General features: G+C 72.2%; 15 protein-coding genes and 1 pseudogene. 6 read left to right on the top strand and 10 right to left on the bottom strand.

Annotation, left to right across the window (positions count from 1 at the left end):
* Positions 1-78: 78 nt before the first annotated feature.
* From AB0C96_RS02895 to AB0C96_RS02875, 5 genes are all read right to left on the bottom strand, one after another.
* Positions 79-2,820 (bottom strand): HAD-IC family P-type ATPase, encoded by a 2,742-nt coding sequence (locus AB0C96_RS02895; protein WP_362912992.1) that lies wholly within the window; start codon positions 2,818-2,820, stop codon positions 79-81.
* Between the two features lie 59 nt (positions 2,821-2,879).
* Positions 2,880-3,800, bottom strand: coding sequence for a polyphosphate kinase 2 family protein (locus AB0C96_RS02890; RefSeq protein ID WP_362912990.1), 921 nt, complete (start codon positions 3,798-3,800; stop codon positions 2,880-2,882).
* A gap of 137 nt (positions 3,801-3,937) precedes the next feature.
* Complete coding sequence (locus AB0C96_RS02885; RefSeq protein ID WP_362912989.1) at positions 3,938-4,435, bottom strand: hypothetical protein; 498 nt, start codon at positions 4,433-4,435, stop codon at positions 3,938-3,940.
* A complete protein-coding gene (locus AB0C96_RS02880) occupies positions 4,432-5,862 on the bottom strand; it encodes an ATP-binding protein (protein WP_362912987.1) in 1,431 nt (476 codons plus the stop codon). The genes AB0C96_RS02885 and AB0C96_RS02880 overlap by 4 nt, the downstream gene beginning before the upstream one ends.
* Positions 5,863-5,869: 7 nt before the next feature.
* Positions 5,870-6,559: a response regulator transcription factor gene (locus AB0C96_RS02875; protein ID WP_362912985.1), complete on the bottom strand. Its 690-nt coding sequence runs from the start codon at positions 6,557-6,559 to the stop codon at positions 5,870-5,872.
* 134 nt (positions 6,560-6,693) lie between these two features.
* Between AB0C96_RS02875 and AB0C96_RS02870 the strand changes: the two genes are divergently transcribed.
* From AB0C96_RS02870 to AB0C96_RS02845, 6 genes and pseudogenes are all read left to right on the top strand, one after another.
* Positions 6,694-7,338, top strand: a complete 645-nt coding sequence (locus AB0C96_RS02870) for a hypothetical protein (protein ID WP_362912983.1) — start codon at positions 6,694-6,696, stop codon at positions 7,336-7,338.
* Positions 7,335-8,414, top strand: a complete 1,080-nt coding sequence (locus tag AB0C96_RS02865; protein ID WP_362912982.1) for a peptidoglycan-binding protein — start codon at positions 7,335-7,337, stop codon at positions 8,412-8,414. Before AB0C96_RS02870 ends, AB0C96_RS02865 begins: the two co-directional genes overlap by 4 nt.
* Positions 8,411-9,097 (top strand): ABC transporter ATP-binding protein, encoded by a 687-nt coding sequence (locus AB0C96_RS02860; protein ID WP_362912980.1) that lies wholly within the window; start codon positions 8,411-8,413, stop codon positions 9,095-9,097. Before AB0C96_RS02865 ends, AB0C96_RS02860 begins: the two co-directional genes overlap by 4 nt.
* A complete protein-coding gene (locus AB0C96_RS02855; RefSeq protein ID WP_362912978.1) occupies positions 9,094-10,290 on the top strand; it encodes an ABC transporter permease in 1,197 nt (398 codons plus the stop codon). The genes AB0C96_RS02860 and AB0C96_RS02855 overlap by 4 nt, the downstream gene beginning before the upstream one ends.
* A 66-nt stretch (positions 10,291-10,356) precedes the next feature.
* Positions 10,357-10,860 (top strand): annotated as a pseudogene (locus AB0C96_RS02850) (ATP-binding protein); the annotation flags it as partial.
* Between the two features lie 1,597 nt (positions 10,861-12,457).
* The gene (locus tag AB0C96_RS02845; protein ID WP_362913333.1) at positions 12,458-12,724 is read left to right on the top strand and encodes a LuxR C-terminal-related transcriptional regulator; all 267 of its coding nucleotides are present in this window, start codon (positions 12,458-12,460) and stop codon (positions 12,722-12,724) included.
* Between the two features lie 55 nt (positions 12,725-12,779).
* Here AB0C96_RS02845 and AB0C96_RS02840 read toward each other — a convergent pair whose 3' ends face one another.
* From AB0C96_RS02840 to AB0C96_RS02820, 5 genes are all read right to left on the bottom strand, one after another.
* On the bottom strand, positions 12,780-13,175 hold the full coding sequence (locus AB0C96_RS02840; RefSeq protein WP_362912976.1) for a hypothetical protein: 396 nt from the start codon (positions 13,173-13,175) through the stop codon (positions 12,780-12,782).
* A gap of 44 nt (positions 13,176-13,219) precedes the next feature.
* Positions 13,220-13,606, bottom strand: coding sequence for a hypothetical protein (locus tag AB0C96_RS02835; protein ID WP_362912974.1), 387 nt, complete (start codon positions 13,604-13,606; stop codon positions 13,220-13,222).
* A gap of 29 nt (positions 13,607-13,635) precedes the next feature.
* Entirely contained in the window at positions 13,636-14,325 is a 690-nt protein-coding gene (locus tag AB0C96_RS02830) for a hypothetical protein (protein WP_362912972.1), read from the bottom strand.
* Between the two features lie 72 nt (positions 14,326-14,397).
* On the bottom strand, positions 14,398-14,772 hold the full coding sequence (locus AB0C96_RS02825; RefSeq protein ID WP_362912971.1) for a hypothetical protein: 375 nt from the start codon (positions 14,770-14,772) through the stop codon (positions 14,398-14,400).
* Between the two features lie 421 nt (positions 14,773-15,193).
* Complete coding sequence (locus tag AB0C96_RS02820) at positions 15,194-18,043, bottom strand: AAA family ATPase (RefSeq protein WP_362912969.1); 2,850 nt, start codon at positions 18,041-18,043, stop codon at positions 15,194-15,196.
* Between the last annotated feature and the right edge of the window lie 6 nt (positions 18,044-18,049).

Here is an 18,049-nt window from a genome sequence, read left to right as displayed (position 1 = left end):
CGGTCCTGCGCCGGGGGTGCCGGGGGTGCCGGTGTGCCGGGACACGGGCCTCCTTCGCGTGAGCCCTCGGTGGCCCGGTCAGGAGCCGGGGGTCGGTGTCGGCCGACCGGCCGCTCGCGCCCTACGGGCCAGGAACTTGCCCAGTTCCCACAGGAGCAGCAGCGCGACGGCGGCCAGCAGCGCCCAGCCGAACTGCCGCAGGTCGATCCGGGTGGTGCCGAGGATCCGGCGGAAGCCGTCCAGCTGGGTCACCAGCACCGCGAGGGCGAACTGGGCCAGCGCCACCCAGTTCATCTGCCTGCTGTCGAACGTGCTCGTCGTCAGCACCGAACCCGTCTCGCTGCGGCATTCGAACGCGGCCACGATCAGGCAGAGGGCGAAGGCGGTGAACGCCATCGCATTGCCGATCCGGGCGCTGTCGTAGCGGGACTCCCCCAGTTTGATCAGTCCGAGCAGGATGACGGTGATCGCCAGCCCGCCGAGCCCGACCGTGACCATCACGGGTCGGGTGAGCACCGACTCGCCCCGCGGGCGTGGCCGGCGCCGCATCAGCCCCGGGCTCTCCCGGTCGAAGCCCAGCGCGAAGCCGAACGAGGCGTTGACCACGAAGTGGATCCACAGGACCTGCGGCGGCGTGAAGGGTTCACCGGCCGCGAGGTTGACCAGGGTGGCCCCGAGGAAGGTCAGCACGAAGGTGACCAGCAACAGCAGCACGAACCGGATGTACTTGGTGAGGTTGTCGTAGAGCTTCCGGCCCTGTTCCACGGCGTACACGATCGTGGCGAAGTTGTCGTCGGACAGGATCATCCGCCCCGCGTTCCTGGCCACGTCCGTGCCGCTGCCCATGGCGATGCCGATGTCGGCGGACTTGATGGCGGGCGCGTCGTTGACGCCGTCACCGGTCATCGCCACGACGTCGCCCTTCTTCTTGAGCGTGGTGGCGAGCAGCACCTTGTGCTCCGGTGCGACCCGCCCCAGGACACCGATGTCGTCGATACGGGCGAGCCGTTCGTGCTCCGGCAGCGCGGCGAACTCGGCGCCCAGGAGCGGCTCACCGGGGATGCCGAGCTCCCGGGCGATGGCGGCACCGGTGGTGACGTCGTCCCCGGTGACCATGCGGACCCGGATGTGGGCGTCCTGGGCGCTGGCCACGGCGGCCCTGGACTCGTCGCGCGGTGGATCGATCATGCCCACCAGGCTGGTCATCTCAAGGTCGGTGACGTAGGCGAGCAGGTCACCGTCCGCGTCGAAGCCGGACGGGTCCAGGTCCCGGGTGGCCGCGGCCATCACCCGGCGGCCCGCACCGCCCATTCGCGCCGTCTGTTCCTCGGCGCGCCGCCGCAGTTCGGCGTCCCACGGAATGCTCCTGCCGGCGGAGAGCGCGGTGGTCGCGCGGGCCAGCACTGCCGGCGCCGCACCCTTGACGAAGCAGCGCACCACGGGCCGGCCGGCGGTGTCGACGGCCGCGTTGAAGGTGGCCATCAGCTTGTAGCTCGGGTCGAACGGCAGCGTGGCGAGGCGGGCCAGCCGGGCGCGGGTGGCTTCGGTGTCCAGCCCGGCCTTGTGCGCCAGCACCAGGAGCGCGCCCTCGGTCGGATCGCCCACGACCGTGCCGTCCTCCAGCTTGGCGTCGTTCGCCACGAGGTACGGGAGGATCGCCTCCTCGATGCCCGCACGGGCCCCCGCCACGTGGTGGACCCTCCCTTCCAGGGCGTAGCCGGTGCCCGAGACGGTGTACCGGTCGGTGGGGCTCACCACCTCGACGGCGGTCATCTGGTTCTTCGTCAGGGTGCCGGTCTTGTCCGAGTTGATCGCGGACGTGAACGCCAGGGTCTCCACCGACGGCAGCTCCTTCACGATCGCATGGCGCTTCGCCAGTTCGAGGCTGCCCACCGAGAGGATCGCCTGGGTCACCGTCGGCAGCGCCTCGGGGATGGCCGCGATGGCCAGCGAGACCGCGCTCACGAACAGCGCGTCCCAGGGCTGACCGCGGCTGCGCCCCAGGGCAAACATCACGACCATGGTCAGGCCGGCCGCCACGGTGATCCACACCGTCAGGGTGTTGAGCTCCTTGGTGAGCGGCGGCTCCTCCTTCTCGGTGGCCGACAGCATCCCCGAGATCTTGCCGAGTTGGGTCTCCGCGCCGGTCGCGGTGACGACGAGGAGACCGCTGCCGTGTGTGACCGGGGTGTTCATGAACGCCATGTCGGACTGCTCCCCCGGGCCCAGCCGTTCGTCCGTCAGCGTGCCGACGTCCTTCGCGGCCGGCACGCTCTCGCCGGTGAGCGCCGACTCGTCGATCTGTAGGGCGTGCGCCTCGACGATCCGGCCGTCCGCCGGGACCTGGTCGCCGGCCGCGACGAGCACGACGTCGCCCACCACGAGCCGTTCCGCCGGGACCTCCGACTCGGTGCCCTCGCGCCGCACCCGGGCCGTCGCCCGCATCATGGACGTAAGCGCGTTCATCGCGCTCTCGGCCTTGCCCTCCTGGCGCAGCCCGACGACCGCGTTCAGCAGCGTCAGCAGGAGGAGCAGGATCGCCGTGCCCCACTGCGCGATCAGCATCGAGACCATGGCGGCCGCCACGAGGACGATCTGCATATAGCTGCGGTACTGGTCGAGGAAGCGCAGCCAGGCCGGCCGCGGCCGCTCCTCGGGCAGCGCGTTCGGGCCGTTCTCGGCCCACAGCTCAGCGGCCCGGGCCGCGGAGAGCCCGACCGCCGGGTCGACGCCCAGCGCCTCCGCCACGTCCTCGGGGGTCCGCGCGTACCAGGGCTCCGGCACACCGGGCCGGCCCGCCTGGTCCGGCTGCGTCGTCATCGTCGGGCCTCCGATCCGAACCGTTCCGCCGCACCCCGATGAACCCCGGGTCCGTCCGTTCAGGGCCCGGCCGCAGTCCCTTGGGGCCCCTCCCCCTCCAGTTCGTGCCGGGCGTCCTGGAGGTCCTCGCGGGCCTCCTCGCTCACCATGGGGTACTGGGGGTCGAGGTCCATCAGCGTGTGGGCCAGCACCGCTGCCGTGCAGATGCGCGCGAACCACTTCCGGTCCGCCGGTACGACGTACCAGGGCGCCCACCGCGTACTGGTCGCCGAGAGCATCTCGGAGAACGCGCGCTGGTAGTCGTCCCAGCGCCGCCGTTCCCGGACGTCGGCGGCGGAGAACTTCCAGTTCTTCTCCGGCAGGTCGATCCGCTTCAGGAAGCGGATGCGCTGCTCTTCCCTGGACAGGTTCAGAAAGACCTTCACCACCTTGAACCCGTTGTCGGTGAGGTAGCGCTCCCAGTTGTTGATCTCCCGGTAGCGGCGGTCCCAGATCTTCGGCCCGCGCGCGTGCTGCGGCAGCCGCTGCCGTTCGAGGACTTCGGGATGCACGCGTACGACGAGCACTTCCTCGTAGTGGGAACGGTTGAAGATCGCGATCTCGCCGCGGGCGGGGAGCCGGGCCGCGTAGCGCCAGAGGTAGTCGTGGTCGAGCTCCTCCACGGACGGCACCTTGAAACTGCTCACCTTCACGCCCTGCGGATTCACCCCGCTCATGACGTGGCGGATCGTCCCGTCCTTGCCTCCGGCGTCGAGGGCCTGAAGACAGAGCAGCACGCCGTAGGTGTCCTGGGCGGCCAGCCGCTCCTGGTACTCGGCGAGCAGCGCCACCCCCCGCTGGAGCAGCTCGATGCCCTCCCGTTTGTTCAGTTCGGCCCGGTAGCGCGGATCGAAGTCCTCGCCCAGGTCCACCCGCGTCCCCGGCTTCACCCGCAGCGGCTCGATGAGCTTCGCGATGTTTTCGGCCCTGATGTCCGCCATCGACGACCTGCCGTTTCTGCCTGTCACGCGGGCGCGACCGGTGCGTCACCGTCGGTGAACTGCACGTCCGTCACCTTCATTTTGCAACCGGTGCGGCGAGATCGCCCGGCGGGCGAGGGAACCGGCGCCGGGCCGCCTCAGTTCCGCAGGAAGTACGCGCACTGGTACGGGCCGAGCGGCTCGCCCTTGGGGCGGAGGGTGACCTGGATGTCGTCGGGGCGGAGCGTGGGGTGGAGGACCGCCTGGGCGCGGGCCAGGGTGCACACCAGCTGTCCGTTGCGGAGGCGGTCGTCGGCGGAGAGGTGGGTGTCCGGTATGTCGAGGGTGACGCGGTTGCCGTTCCCGGAGGCGTGGTACGCGCCGTAGAGCGCCACGAGGTTGGTGAGTCCGTTCTTCTGCTCCGACTCGTTCGGGCCCGCGAAGAGCAGCTTGATGGCGGAGTCGAGGTGACGCACCTTCAGGTCGGGCCGTGAGACACCGCGCAGGCCCCGGTCCGAGGCGAAGTAGATCCGCATGCCCTTGGTGAGACCCGCCACCGGCTCGCCGGCGTCGATCACCCCCGTCGGTCGGATCCCGCAGCCGGCGGCGGCCGCCAGGAGCACGACCACCACGACGACGGTGCGCAGCGTCTTCATCGCGCGTCCTCCGGACGGTTGCGGGGAAGCCGGAGCGTGAAGACCGCACCGCCCTCGGAACGGTTGGCGGCGACCAGGGTGCCGCCGTGCAACTGGGCGTTCTCCAGGGCGATGGCGGTACCGAGCCCACTGCCCTCGGACCGCCTGCGGGCGGTGTCGGCCTTGTAGAAGCGGTCGAAGACGTGCGGCAGGACCTCGGGCGGCAGGCCGGGGCCGCGGTCGGTGACGTCGAGGGTGATCTCGTCCTCCGTGGCGCGGAGGACCACCGCCACCGGCTTGGCGCCGTGGCGCAGCGCATTGCCGACGAGGTTCGCCACCACGACGTCGATCCGGCGTCGGTCGACCACCGCCCGCACCCCCTCGGCGAGGTCCGTGTGCACCTCGGCGGACCAGCCCCGCCGGGTGAGCACCTGGCGGACCAGCTCCGCCAGGTCGGTCTCCGCGGCGTCCAGCGCCACGGTCCCGGCGTCGAAGCGCGAGATCTCGATGAGGTCCTGGACGAGGCGGGTGAGCTGGGCGACCTCCGCACTGACGGTGCGGGCGGCCAGCGCGGAGTCCGGCGGCAACTGGTCGGCGTCCTCGTCCAGCACGGTCGACACCATGGTCATCGCGGCGAGCGGGGTGCGCAGTTCGTGGGAGACGTCGGCGACGAAGCGGCGGGCGCGCTCCTCCTGGTCCCGCAGTTCGGCGACGGAGGCCTGGAGGCTCTCGGCGGTGTGGTTGAAGGTCTCGGCCAGTTCGGCGAGTTCGTCCCGTCCCTTCACCGTGACGCGGGTCGACAGTTCCCCCGCGGCGAGCTTCCGGGTGGCCCGGGACAGGTCCCGTACGGGTCTGAGCACGGTGCGGGCGGCGAGCAGTGCGAGGGCCGCGGCCAGCAGTACGACCGGGAGGAGTCCCGCGCGGACGCTGGAGAGCAGCACGGCGATGTCCTCCTCCTCGGCCCGGAGCGGGGCGATGGTGAAGACGTCGAGGTCGGAGGTGCGCCCGGAGGCGAAGGCCACGGACGCGCCGACCACCAGGAACGGTTCGCCGTGCCACGCCACGCGCTGGTAGCGCAACCGGCCGGTGGTCCGGACCGCGGTCCGCAGCTCCGGCGTGATCCGGGTCTGGTCCGCCAGTGAGTCCGAGGTGGCCGTGAGGTCGTGGTAGCGGGCGACGACGATGTCGTCGCCGAGTCCGCGCGAGACACTCCCGGCGAAGCGGGTGAGGGTGCTCCGGTCGGGAGGTATGTCGAGGTCGGCGGCGACCTCGCCGACCCGGTTGCGGAAATCGGTCAGGACCGCGTTCTGGGCCCGCTCCAGCACGGCGCTGCGGGACTCGCGGTAGGCGAGCGCGGTCGAGGTCACCGCGCTGATCAGGGTGACGAGGACGAAGGCGACCACGAGTCGGGTACGCAGCCCGAACCTACGGCCCCGGGGGCGTCTCATCCGTGCCTCACAACGGGCCGAACCGGTAGCCGAAGCCCCGGACGGTCTGGATGTACCGGGGCTTGGCGGGGACGTCCTCGATCTTGGTGCGCAGCCTGCGCACGGCGGCGTCCACCAGTCGCGAGTCGCCGAGGTAGTCGAGGTCCCAGACCGAGGTGAGGAGTTGCTCGCGGCTGAACACCCGGCCCGGCGCGGCCGACAGCTCCAGCAGCAGCCGCAGTTCCATGGGCGGCAGCGGGACGGGCGCGCCCAGCTTGGTCACGGTCAGGCCGACCCGGTCGATGACGAGCCCGGCGTGCTGCTCTCCCGGCGCCGAGCCCGGCGCCGGCTCGGCACGGCGCAGTGCGGCCCTGATCCGGGCTTCCAGCACCCGGGCCGTGACCGGTTTGACCACGTAGTCGTCGGCGCCCGCTTCGAGCCCCGTGACGATGTCCTGGTCGTCGCCGCGCGCCGTGAGCATGATCACCGGGATGGTGCTGCGGGCCCGGATGCCGCGGCAGACCTCGAAGCCGTCCATGCCGGGCAACATCAGGTCGAGGACCACGAGCTCGATCGGCTTCCCGGGAAGGCCGTCCAACAGCGGGAGCGCCTCCTCCCCGGTGCCGGCCACGGAGACGTCGTAGGCGTGTCGGCGCAGTACGAGCTCCATCCCGTCGCGTACGGAGGTGTCGTCCTCGATCAGCAGCACGTGCGGCATGCCCTTGATTATGCGGGAGCGTTTGCCCATGTCAGACCGGGTCCGCCGGAGGATTCAGGCCCCGCGGGCAATTGTTACGTCCCCATCATCCACGCATCCAGCGCTCATCATGTGACCGGCCGAGCGTGGACACCATGGACAAGCGAATCCCCTCCCGCGGCGGCGGCCGGCTCCGTTCGGCGGCACTCGTCGCGCTCCCCGTGCTGCTCCTCTCCGCCGCCTGCGGCGCCACGGACGACGGCCCCACGACGGGCCAGGAGGTCGCCTCCGTGCCCGGCGACGCCGCCTCCGGCAGCAAGGACACCGGGAGTTCGCGGCAGCAGAGCGGTACCGGCGACAAGGGCGCGTTCTACGACGCCCAGTTGGCCTATGTGCGGTGCATGCGCGGCAAGGGCGGAATCAAGGACTTTCCCGATCCGAAGCTGAGCGGCTACCTCGACTGGACGAAGATCGACGAGATCGCCCGGAAGCCCGGGAACGAGGAGGCGTCCAAGGGCGGCAAGAACGGCGTCTGCGGCAAGGAGATGACCGCTGCCATGCGGCTGGAGCCGAAGCGCGACGTGCAGAAGGAGTACGAGTCGCTGCTGTCGCACGCCACCTGCATGCGGCAGCACGGCGTCTCGGCGTTCGCCAACCCCACGCTGTCCGGCGGCAATGTGCTGCCCGGCGGTGACCCCGACCCGATCGCGTCGCGGATCGACACCGACTCCCCGGCTTACCAGCGGGCCCGCCAGGCGTGCAAGGACAAGCTGCTCGACGGTCTGGACGGCATGCAGTGACGCGGCGCACGGCACGGGTGGCGGTCGGTGCGGTGGCGGCCGCCGCCGCGATCGGGGCGGGCACCCTGCTCCTCGGGGGCGGTGACCCGGACGCCCCGGCGGAGCGGAAGGGCGACCTGCCGCCCGCCACCACCGGGATCACCCGCACGGACCTGGTACAGAGCAAGACCGTCGACGGACACCTCGACTACGCCCGGCGCCGCACCGTCAAGTCCCCGGTCGAGGGGACGGTCACCAAGGCCGCCGAGGAGGGCCGGACGGTCCGGCTCGGGCAGCGGCTCTACGAGCGGGACGCCCGGCCGGTGATCCTGATGTACGGGCAGACTCCGGCGTTCCGGGCGATGAAGGTCGGCGACCGGGGTCCGGACGTCCTCCAGTTGGAGCGCAACCTCCGCGACCTCGGGTTCGGCTCCGGCCTGTACGTCGACACCCGCTACGACCGGGGCACCGAAGCCGCGGTCAAGAGCTGGCAGAAGTCGCTCGGCATCGAGACGGCGGACGGCACGGTCGGCAAGGGGGACGTCGTCTTCCAGCCCGGTGCGGTGCGGGTGGTGGCCGCGGACGCCGCGCTCGCCGACCAGATCGGCCCGGAGAAGACCGTGCTGACCGTCGCCTCGACCGAACCGGTCGTCCGGGCCCAACTCGACCAGAACGACGTGGCGTTGACGTCCCGGGGCACCAAGGTCGAGGTCACCCTGCCCAGCGGCCGGACGGTCGGCGGCAAGGTGGCGGGAACCGTCAGGCCGGAGGCGTCGGAGGGCGCCGGCGGTTCGAGCCAGGAGGGCATCACGGTGGAGGTCACCCCGGACGGTCCCCGGTCCGCCCTCGCCTCCGAGGACTCCAAGGCCACCGCCAGCGTCAGGTTCATCAGCGAGAGCCGGCGGAACGTGCTGACCGTACCCGTCGAGGCGGTCGTCGCCCTGCGCGGCGAACACGGCGGCTACGGGCTCCAGATCGTCCAGGGCCGCACCAGCAGGATGGTCCGGGTCACGACCGGCATGACCGCCGACGGGCGCATCGAGGTCAGCGGCGGCGGCATCACCGAGGGCATGAAGGTCGGTGTGGCCGAGCGATGACGGTGATCGAACTACGGGCCGCCGGCAAGTCCTACCCGGGCGGAGTGCACGCCCTGCGCGGCGTGGACCTGCGTGTCGACCGCGGCGAACTCCTCGCGATCGTCGGCCCGTCCGGCTCCGGGAAGTCCACCCTGCTCCATCTGGTCGGCACCCTCGACCGGCCCTCGTCGGGCACGGTCCGGGTGGCCGGGCACGACGTGGGGGCCCTCTCCGACAGCGGGCTGTCCGCGCTGCGGGCACGCCACATCGGCTTCGTCTTCCAGCACTTCCACCTGTCCCCCGGCCGGGACGCGGTCGACAACGTCGCGGACGGCCTGCTGTACGCGGGCGTCCCGCTGCGGGAACGGCGGGCGCGGGCCCGCGTCGCCCTGGAGCGGGTACGCCTCGGCCATCGGCTCGCGCACCGGCCGCACCAGCTCTCCGGCGGTGAGAAGCAACGCGTCGCCATCGCCCGCGCCCTGGTCGGCGAGCCGGACCTGCTGCTCGCGGACGAGCCCACGGGCGCGCTGGACACCGCGTCCGGCGAGCTCGTCATGGAACTCGTCCACGAACTCCATGCGACCGGCACCACGATCTGCGTGATCACCCACGACAACGAGATCGCCGGCTCGCTGCCCCGCCGCATCCGGCTCCGGGACGGGTCCGTGGTCTCCGACTCCCGTTCCGGCGAGGCGGCCGCATGACCGGGCCCGCGCTGCAACCCGCCCGCCTCGCCGCGGCCGACGTGCTGCGGGTCGGCGCCGTCGGACTCCGCGCGCGCCACGCCCGGGTGCTGCTCTCGGCCCTGGGCATCGCGATCGGCATCGCCACGATGGTCGCGGTCGTCGGCCTCTCCACGTCCAGCCGGGCCGACCTGATGGCGCGGCTCGACCGCCTGGGGACGAACCTGCTCACCGCCGAGGCCGGCAAGGACGCCCTGGGCCGGGAGGTGAAGCTCCCGAAGAGCGCGGTGGCCATGGTCGAGCGCATCGGCCCGGTGCAACGGGCCTCGGCCACCGGTCAGGTGGACGCCCGGATCCGCCGTAGCGACGTGGTGCCCGAGGAGCAGCCGGCCGGAGTCACCGCACAGGCCGCCCGAACGGACCTGCTGTCCGCGCTGAACGCCTCGGTGGCCAGGGGTCGTTGGCTCGACAGCGCCAGTGAGCGGCTGCCGGTCACCGTCCTCGGTTCGGTCGCCGCCGCGCGGATGGGGATCACCGAGCCGGGTGGCAAGATCATGATGAACGACCGGTACGTCGTGGTCGTCGGCATCCTCAAGCCCGTCGAACTCGTCCCCAATCTCGACCGGGTGGCCCTGGTCGGGTTCCCGGCGGCGGAGCGGTACCTGGGGTTCGACGGCCACCCCACGACGGTCTTCGAGCGGTCCCCGGACACCTCGGTCGAGGACGTCCGCGCGGTCCTCGCGCGGAGCGTCAGTCCGGGCAACGAGGGTTCGGTGAAGGTGTCCCGGCCGTCCGACGCGCTGGCGGCGAAGGCCGCCGCCGACGAGGGGCTCACCGGCCTCATGCTCGGCCTCGGTGCGGTCGCCCTCCTCGTCGGCGGCGTCGGCGTGGCCAACACCATGGTCATCTCGGTGCTGGAGCGCCGCCAGGAGATCGGTCTGCGCCGCGCGATCGGTGCCACCAAGGGCGCGATCCGGTTGCAGTTCCTGACCGAGTCGCTGCTGCTGTCGGCGCTGGGCGGGACGGCCGGCGCGGTGCTCGGCGCGGCGGCGACGTTCGCCTTCGCCACGGCACAGGGCTGGGCGGTCGTGGTGCCGCCCTGGTCGCTCGGCGGCGGCCTGGGCGCCACCCTCGTCATCGGCGTCCTGGCCGGTCTCTACCCGGCGATCCGGGCGTCCCGGCTGCATCCCACGGTCGCGCTGCACGCGACCTGACTCCCCCACATCAACCGGTCCGCGGAGCTTGGTGCTGCGGCGGACCGGGCGCACAGAGGCACGGACATGGAACAGGGCACGACGCGTCTGCTCGGCCGCGACGCGGAGACGACGGAACTGACCGGGCTGGCGGCGGCCGCGGCCACGGGCGCGGGACGGACGGCCGTCATCGTCGGCGAGGCCGGACTGGGCAAGACCGCCCTGCTGGAGTCGGCCGCGGCCACCGCGGAGCGGCTGGGCTTCCGGACGCTCCGCGGGACGGCACACGAACCGGAACAGCAGCGGCCGTTCGCCACCATCGCCGGCTGTCTGGGAGTGGACGGGAGGTCCACCGACGCCCGCCGCGCCCGGGTCGCCGCGGTGCTCCGGGGCGACGGACGGCACGGGGTGCCGGGTGCCCTCGGCGGCCCGGGCGTGGCCGACTTCACCGGCGTCGAAGCGCTGCTGGGCCTGGTCGACGACGTGTGTGCCAAGGGCCCGCTGGCACTGCTCCTCGACGACCTCCAGTGGGCCGACGCGGCGAGCCTGCACGTGGTGCAGCGGCTGCTGCGGTCGGCGCACCAGTTCCCGCTCCTGCTGATCGGGGCGTGCCGGCCGGGCCACAGCGGTGCGGCCGATCGGCTCGCCGGCAGCGGGGCGCCCGGCAGTCACAGCGTGCTGGAACCGGCGCCGTTGGATCCGCCCACAGTGTCCACCCTGCTGACCGGCCTGTGCGGCGGTGAGCCGGGACCACGGCTGCGGGCCATGGCCGCGGGCGCGGCGGGAAACCCCCTGTACGTCACGGAGTTGGCCGCCGCCCTGGTCCGTGCCGAGGCGATCGAGGTCCGCGCCGGCGTCGCGGAGGTCACCGTGGGCCGCCCCCTGCCGCCGCTGACGGGGCTGATCGGCCACCGGCTGCGCCACCTGGGCGACGATGTGCTCCAGGCGCTCCGCGTGGTGTCGGTCCTGGGCCCCGACTGCACGGTCACCGAACTCGCGGCCGTCCTGGACAGACCGACCCACGAACTGCTCGACATCGTCACCCGGTCCGAGGCCTCCGGCGTCCTCCGGGACACCGGTGACCGCCTGGTCTTCCGCCACGATCTGATGCGGCGCGCCCTGTACGACGCGGTGCCGGGCTCGACCCGCGCCCTGCTGCACCTGAGGACGGCACGGGCCCTCGCCGCTGCCGGGGCCGCACCCGAGCGCGTCGCCGTGCACCTGCTCGCCGCCGCACCGGCCGCCGGTGACTTCGTGCTCTCCTGGCTGATGGCGTCGGCCGCCCCTCTCACCGCCCGGGCGCCCGCGATGGCGATCGAACTGATCGACCGGGCGCTGGACTTCACCGGCCCGGACGATTCGCGCCGCTGCCCTCTGGAGCTGCACCTCGCCCGGGCCCAGCTCTCCGCCGGCCACCTCGCGGACGCCGAGGACACCGCGCGGAGCGCGCTCCTACGGGCCCGGGGCTCCGAGCGGGAGTGGCCCCTGCGCTGGATCATGGTGCAGGCCGCGTTCGGCCGGGGCCGGCCCGACCTGGCGCTGGTGGAGTCCCGGGCCGCGTGCCGCCGTGTGGACGTCCCGGCGGCCGAGGCGACCCGGTTCCGGGCCTTCGGCGCCGTGTGCCTGCTCGCGCTGGGCCGGCTGCCGGAGGCCGGGGCGGTCGCGGCGGCCGCCCGGCGCGCGGCCGAGGCGACGGGCGGCTGCCTCGCCCTGGCCGACGCCCTGCACGTGCTGGCCGCCAAGCACTTCCTCGAAGCGCCGGGAACCGCGGCGTTGGAGCTGACCCGGCACGCCGTCCGACTCGCCGCGCAGTCCCCGCATCCCGCTCAGCGGATCGCGCTGCAACTCACCCTGGCCCACAGCTGTATCGAGCTCGGCCACGGCACCGACGCACAGCGCACCCTGGCCTCCGCGCACGAGGCGGCGGAGCGGACCGGAGGCATGTTCCTGCCCTGGTACCACCTGTCCAGCGCCCTGCTGGCCTTCCACTCCGGCCGCTGGGACGACGCCCTGGCGGAGGTCGAGGCCGGGCTCGATCCGGGCGAGCACTTCTCCACGAGCCGGGCGCTGCACGCGGTGGCCGGCCTGATCGCGGTGCACCGCGGCCGGCAGAACGAGGCCGCCGCGCACCTCTCCGCCGCCGCCGGGGCCACCGGAGGCGGCCCGCGCTGCCTCCCGCCTCCGCGCCATGGACGTCCACCGCAGCCGGCGGGGCCCGCGGAACCGGGCCCGGCACGGCTGGGAGGCGCTCACCGGCACCGAACGCACCGTCGCCGAACACGTCGCGGCCGGCCGCTCCAACCCCGAGATCGCGACCCGTATGTGCATCTCACGACGCACCGTCAGCACCCATGTGTCGCACATCCTGCAAAAGCTCCAGATGTCCTCGCGCATCGAACTGGCCGCCGAGGTCATCCGTCGCGGGCACCGGGAGGACGTACCCGGGGCGGTCTGAGCGCGCGGGGCGCGGGGCCTGCCGAGGGGGTGGCGGCAGGCCCCGGCCCGGCTGCTCAGCAGTTGGTGCGGAGCACCTCGCCGCCGTTCGGCCACAGCCCGGTGGTCTGGTAGCAGTGGCTGCTGTTGGCGTCGAGGTTGTACAGGTACTCCTTGGCGCCGCCGTTGCCCATGGCGAAGGTCACGGTCGCGGTGGCTCCCGTCGCCTCTGCGGGGAAGTAGGCCTTCCACGTCTGGCCGACCGGCTTGGACGTGTGGCAGTAGTTCTTGCTCTCTATGCCGTCCGGCCCCTGCCACTGGTAGCAGGTGTCGACCAGGAAGCCCGAGTTGTTGCTGAACTGGATGTAGTTGCCCGGGCTGGCGGATGCGGTCGGTGCCGCGGTGAGGGTGCCGACCAGGGCCAGGCCCACGACGGCGGCACCATGCATCATCGACTTCTTGATTGCACGCACGCTGGAATTCCCTTCCTCGTCCCTGTCCTCGTTGTGGAGGGGGACTAGCAGCTCTTCTCGGTGATGGACGGGCCCCAGGTGTAACCACTGAACTCGTAGCAGTGGTTGCTCTTCAGGTCGGTGATCTGCGGGGCTTCGAGGTCGCCGATCGCCTGTCCGTGGACGAGTACGGTGAGCCGTACTCCCGTTGCATCGGCGGGAATGTCCACTCCCCAGTCCGTGCCGATGGCCTTGTTGTCGTCGCAACTGTCCGGAGTGGTGGATCCCTGCCACTTGTAGCAGGTCTTGACGAGGAACCAGCCTTTGTTGGAGAAGCCTATGTGCCCGGCGGAATCGGCCGAGGCGGGCGTCGCCGTGACGGCCGTGCCGCCGAGGGCCAGCAACAGCGTGGCGGCGGCGCTATAGGCCATGGACCGCTTTGTCTTGCGCACGGGGTGTCCTTTCTGCATTGCGGGGGAACTCAGCGTCCGTTCATCAACTGCTGGTCGCACGGGACGATGTCCTGGCCCACGCGCTTTCCGCCCGGGAGGGGCGTTTCCGTGCGGAGACCGGTGATCTGCGCACCGCCGAACCGGCCGCCCTGGATCGACACGTTGGTGACCTTGCGGTCCATGTCGTAGCCCATCTTGAGCATGCCCTTCTGGCCGGGCTTGACGGTGATTCCGACGGCACCCGTGCTGGCTTCAGTGCTGGACTGCGAGAATCCCGCGCTGGCACCAATTCCCAGCCTGTCCTTGACGAGGGTCACATCGACGCTGGCGCCGATGTTCCACCCCCAGGAGAAGGTGTGGCCCGCGGTGATGGTCTGGGTGATGTCGTTTCCGTTCGGGCTGCAGTTCTGGATGGGTCCGGTGCCCAGATCGGTGTTCTCCGCGTCGTACCACTTGGTGACCTGGCCGGCGTCCTGGGTGGTCGTGGAAGCACACGAGACGGACAGTGCGCCGCACTGCTGGAGTGCCTCAAGGACGTCGGACTGCCTGGTCAGCGTGGTGCCGTTGTCGAACGTGACGGTTGCGCTGCCCTCGTTCAGCCAGTTGTCGGTGTGGCCGTTGACGTCTTGGAGGGATGCTGCGGACGCCGTCGGCATGGCCATGGCCAGTGCCATGACGGAGACCGCGGCGGCGATTCCTGCCCGGTAGGGGAGGGTCATGGGACGTTCTCGCTTTCTCGGCAACACGAGCCGATTGCTCGGGAGTTTCGGTTGCTCCGGCACCTACCGGATTCAGCAGCCGGTTTCCAGGAGCTTCGCGTTGAAGGCGGTGCCGCTCACCTCGACGCAGCGGTTCTTGTCGGGGTTCACGGCGATGCTGTCCGCCGGGGATTCCCAGGGGAAGGTCTTCAGGTCGATCAGGACCTGTGTGGTGTTCGGCGGGATGCCCACCGTGTACACATCGCCCATGGGGCGCGAGTAGTTGCAGTAGTTCTTGTCCTCCGCGCCCACGAACGTGTAGCAGGTGGTGGCGGCGATTGCGGCGTGCTGCCGGATCTGGACGTTCGTGCCCGATGCGGCGGACGCCGAGGTGGCGAACACCCCCAGCGGCAGAATCGCACCAGCAGCGGTGATCAGGCCGAGCACGGCCCTGTTGCGCCTCTTCATGATGGTTCGGTCCTTTCTCGGAATGACCACGGAAGGCGACGCCGTTCGCTGCTCGATCGAGACCGGCACGCCCTTCGTCGGATGTAAGTAAAGCCAGCGGACAACTCCCCCGGAACAGCGAAAGGCAAAGGCTTCGGTCGTGCGGGAAATCCGTGTGGACGACCGACGGTAAATGGCCCGTGGGACCACGGCCTTCGGGTGGCGCACCCCCGAGGAACGGCCCAGTGGACCACGAGATGCATCGGCGGGAGCACGGCGCCTCGGCCTTGCCCGGACTTCCCGTTCCGCACGCAAAAGCCCCACCCAATACGGGTGGGGCTTTGGGCGGGGTGTTCGTCGATCAGCCGAGGAGGCGGCGGGGCCGCCCGGCGGCTCCCTCGTGGTCGCGCGCCGCTCGCCGGTGTGCCTGCTCCGCGTCCGCTCACCCCGTCCCGGCGGTCGACGACGTCATCGCGGCGGCCAGTTGCGCCCGTCCGGCGATCCCCAACTTGCGGTACGCGCCGGTGAGATGGGTCTCCACGGTCCGCAGGGAGACGAAGAGCCGCTCGGCGATCTCCTTGTTGCTGTGGCCCTGGGCGGCCAGCGTGCTGACGCGCTCCTCGCCGGGAGTGAGCAGACCGCTCCCGTCCCTCCCGGCCCGCCCGCCGGCGTCGTGCAGCCGTTGCCGCAGGCGCGTCGCGAGCACCGTGGCACCGCACTCGGTCGCCAGCACCAGGCCCTTCCGCAGCGCTCTGCGTGCGCCGGCCGTGTCCCCGCGGTGCATCGAGGCCACGCCCAGGTCGTGCAGGGCCCGGGAGAGTTCGAGCCGCGCCGGGGTCGCGGTGAGCACCCCCACCGCCTCGTCCAGCAGGGCGAGCCGTCGCGCTCCGGTCGCCGCCTTTCCCGCCATGCGCAGGGCCACGCCGATGGCGCGTGGGATCTGGCACCGCCGCGCCAGTTCGAGCTCCTCGTCGATGAGGTCCCGGGCCGCGTCGGCCTCCCCCAGCGCGAGGTGCAGGGCGGCGGCGCGGGAGCGCCACGGGCAGACGGCCGGGCTGACCGTCCCGGAGGCATCGATGTGATGCCCGCACTCGTGCAGCAGGGACAGTGCCGCACGGGCGTCTCCCTGGGCGGTGCGCAGCGCCGCCGAGCTCATCAGGAACAGCGGCGGCTCCCAGGCCCCTTTGCCCAGCCCCTCCCCGGAACGGGCGAGCGCCACCCGTTCCGCCGCGTCGACGTCGCCCTGTGCCAGCAGTGCGTCGATCCTGATGGCGTCGAGGGTCGTCGCGTACGGCACCCGGCCGGCGGCCCGCCCCGGGCCCAGCGCCTGCCGCGCCATGGCGAGCGCCTCCGTGACGTCCCCCCGGCGCAGGGCCGACGCCGCCTGATAGGTCGCCACCGCGCCCGCCAGCAGGTCCCTCCCCATCCCCTCGATCCCTTGGGCGAGTTGGGCGCGCCAGCGGTCGGCCCGGTCGAGTTCGTCGAGGTGCAGCAGGGTCTGGGCGACGAAGTAGTGCAGGGGGAACGTCTCGTGCGACAGGACCGGCAGGGTGCCCGAGGCGCGGTCGAGGAGCGTGCCGACGTACGACGCCGGGCGCCCGGCCCTGAGTGCACGGAACGCGTGCAGGGCGAGGAGTTGGCGTTCGCCCGGTGTGCGGCCGAGCAGGTGCTCGACGTCGACCGCCGGCGTCGCCGGACGGGCGGTGGGCCGCTCCCCTTCCACCAGGGAGCGCAACACCTCTACGCGCAGGGCCAGTTCACGCTCGGCGCCCTGGCCGTCCGCCTGCATCGGCCCGTCCACCATCAGACGATCCACCGCGGCGAGCGCGGTTCCCGATCCGGGGGCCAGCAGCAGGCAGGAGGTCAGCAGCCCCAGCGCCGCACGACGGTCGGCGTCGTTGGTCAGCGTCTCCAGCGCACCGGTCACGTACGCCCCGGCCTGGTCGGCGTTGTAGCAGCTGGTGACGGTGGCGAGTTGCAGTAGGACGGGGCCGCACGCCCCGGCCTGCGGCGGCTGGCGCAGGGCGCAGTGCAGATAGTCGGCGGCCCGCTCCGGTGCGCCGCGGCGCAGGGCCTCGCGGGCCGCCCCGCGCAGGACCGGAACGGCCCAGGCGCCCTGCACCGGATCGGCCGCCAGGAGGTGCGCGGCCGCCTCTTCGTCGGGCCGTCCGCTGAAGTACGACACCTGGGCGGCGCGGGCATGCCCCCTGCTGAGTTCGTCGGGAGACATCGTCGCGAGGACGGTGTCGCGCACCACCTGGTGGACGAAACCCGGTTCGCCGTCCGCCCGTAGCAGGCCGAGCCCCCGCAGGTCCGAGGCCGCCGCCCGTACCACCGCCTCCCCCCGCCCGCAGTGCGCGGCGAGCAGGGACCGGGGTCTGCCGTCGCCCAGGAGGGCCACCGCCTGGGCCAGTTCGACCGCCTCCGGGGGCCCTTGGGACAGCCGGTGGCGTATCTCCCGTCTGAGGGTCGGCAGCGAGACGCTGCGTATCCGGTCCTGACACTCGGCGGTGGGCCGCAGACCGCTGAGCTGGGCGTGGTGGAGCAGGGCGCGCAGGAACATCGGGTGACCACCCGTGGCGGCGTGGCAGGCCGCGCAGAACGACGGATCGGGGTCCGCCCCCTCCCACACCACCTGCGCCAGCCGTTGCACATCCACGACGCCGAGCGGCCCCAGGCCGATCGTGTGGCAGTGCGCGCAGTGGAGGAGCTCGGCGAGCAGCGGATCGGGGTTGCGGAACTCAGCGGTGGGAGTGATCACCGCCACCAGTACCCGACACGGCTGCACGCGCCGCACCAGTCGCACGAGCCAGCGGAGCGACGGCGGGTCGATCCACTGCAACTCGTCGACGACCAACAGGAGGGGCTGCCGGGCGGCGAGCCGCTGGGTGAGCCCGTCGAGCCCGTCCAGGGCGGCGGCCATGGCCCCGGGCCCGTACACCGCCGGGTCCGACGACGCCCCGGCGTCCAGGACCTGCGGCGCGGATGCCCCGCCGTCCCCCGCCCCCGCCCCCGCGCCTTCGCCGGCCGCGCCGACGACGGGCTGGAACAGCTGCCGGGCCACCGCGAAGGCGCTCTCCCGTTCCAGCGGATGGCAACGGGCCCGCAGCACGCGGAACCTGTCGTCCCGCCGCCGCCAGGCGCTCAGCAGCGCCGACTTCCCGATGCCGGCGGGCCCTTCGATCTGTACCACGCGGGGCCGACCCCCCGTCAGCACCCGGCCGGCCACCGCCTCCAACGAAGCCAGCTCGGCATCCCGTCCGACCAGCGGCCAGTGACCTCGATCAGTCATCACGCT

The organism is Streptomyces sp. NPDC048506, assembly GCF_040651315.1.
Lineage (GTDB): Bacteria > Actinomycetota > Actinomycetes > Streptomycetales > Streptomycetaceae > Streptomyces.
Note: the sequence above shows the minus strand (reverse complement) of the source record. Positions and strands in the feature narration are given on the sequence as shown.

Coding starts and splice junctions, on each gene's coding strand:
- AB0C96_RS02895 (WP_362912992.1), bottom strand. CDS start 2,820: ATGACGACGCAGCCGGACCAGGCGGGCCGGCCCGGTGTGCCGGAGCCC.
- AB0C96_RS02890 (WP_362912990.1), bottom strand. CDS start 3,800: ATGGCGGACATCAGGGCCGAAAACATCGCGAAGCTCATCGAGCCGCTG.
- AB0C96_RS02885 (WP_362912989.1), bottom strand. CDS start 4,435: ATGAAGACGCTGCGCACCGTCGTCGTGGTGGTCGTGCTCCTGGCGGCC.
- AB0C96_RS02880 (WP_362912987.1), bottom strand. CDS start 5,862: ATGAGACGCCCCCGGGGCCGTAGGTTCGGGCTGCGTACCCGACTCGTG.
- AB0C96_RS02875 (WP_362912985.1), bottom strand. CDS start 6,559: ATGCCGCACGTGCTGCTGATCGAGGACGACACCTCCGTACGCGACGGG.
- AB0C96_RS02870 (WP_362912983.1), top strand. CDS start 6,694: ATGGACAAGCGAATCCCCTCCCGCGGCGGCGGCCGGCTCCGTTCGGCG.
- AB0C96_RS02860 (WP_362912980.1), top strand. CDS start 8,411: ATGACGGTGATCGAACTACGGGCCGCCGGCAAGTCCTACCCGGGCGGA.
- AB0C96_RS02855 (WP_362912978.1), top strand. CDS start 9,094: ATGACCGGGCCCGCGCTGCAACCCGCCCGCCTCGCCGCGGCCGACGTG.
- AB0C96_RS02845 (WP_362913333.1), top strand. CDS start 12,458: ATGGACGTCCACCGCAGCCGGCGGGGCCCGCGGAACCGGGCCCGGCAC.
- AB0C96_RS02830 (WP_362912972.1), bottom strand. CDS start 14,325: ATGACCCTCCCCTACCGGGCAGGAATCGCCGCCGCGGTCTCCGTCATG.
- AB0C96_RS02825 (WP_362912971.1), bottom strand. CDS start 14,772: ATGAAGAGGCGCAACAGGGCCGTGCTCGGCCTGATCACCGCTGCTGGT.
- AB0C96_RS02820 (WP_362912969.1), bottom strand. CDS start 18,043: ATGACTGATCGAGGTCACTGGCCGCTGGTCGGACGGGATGCCGAGCTG.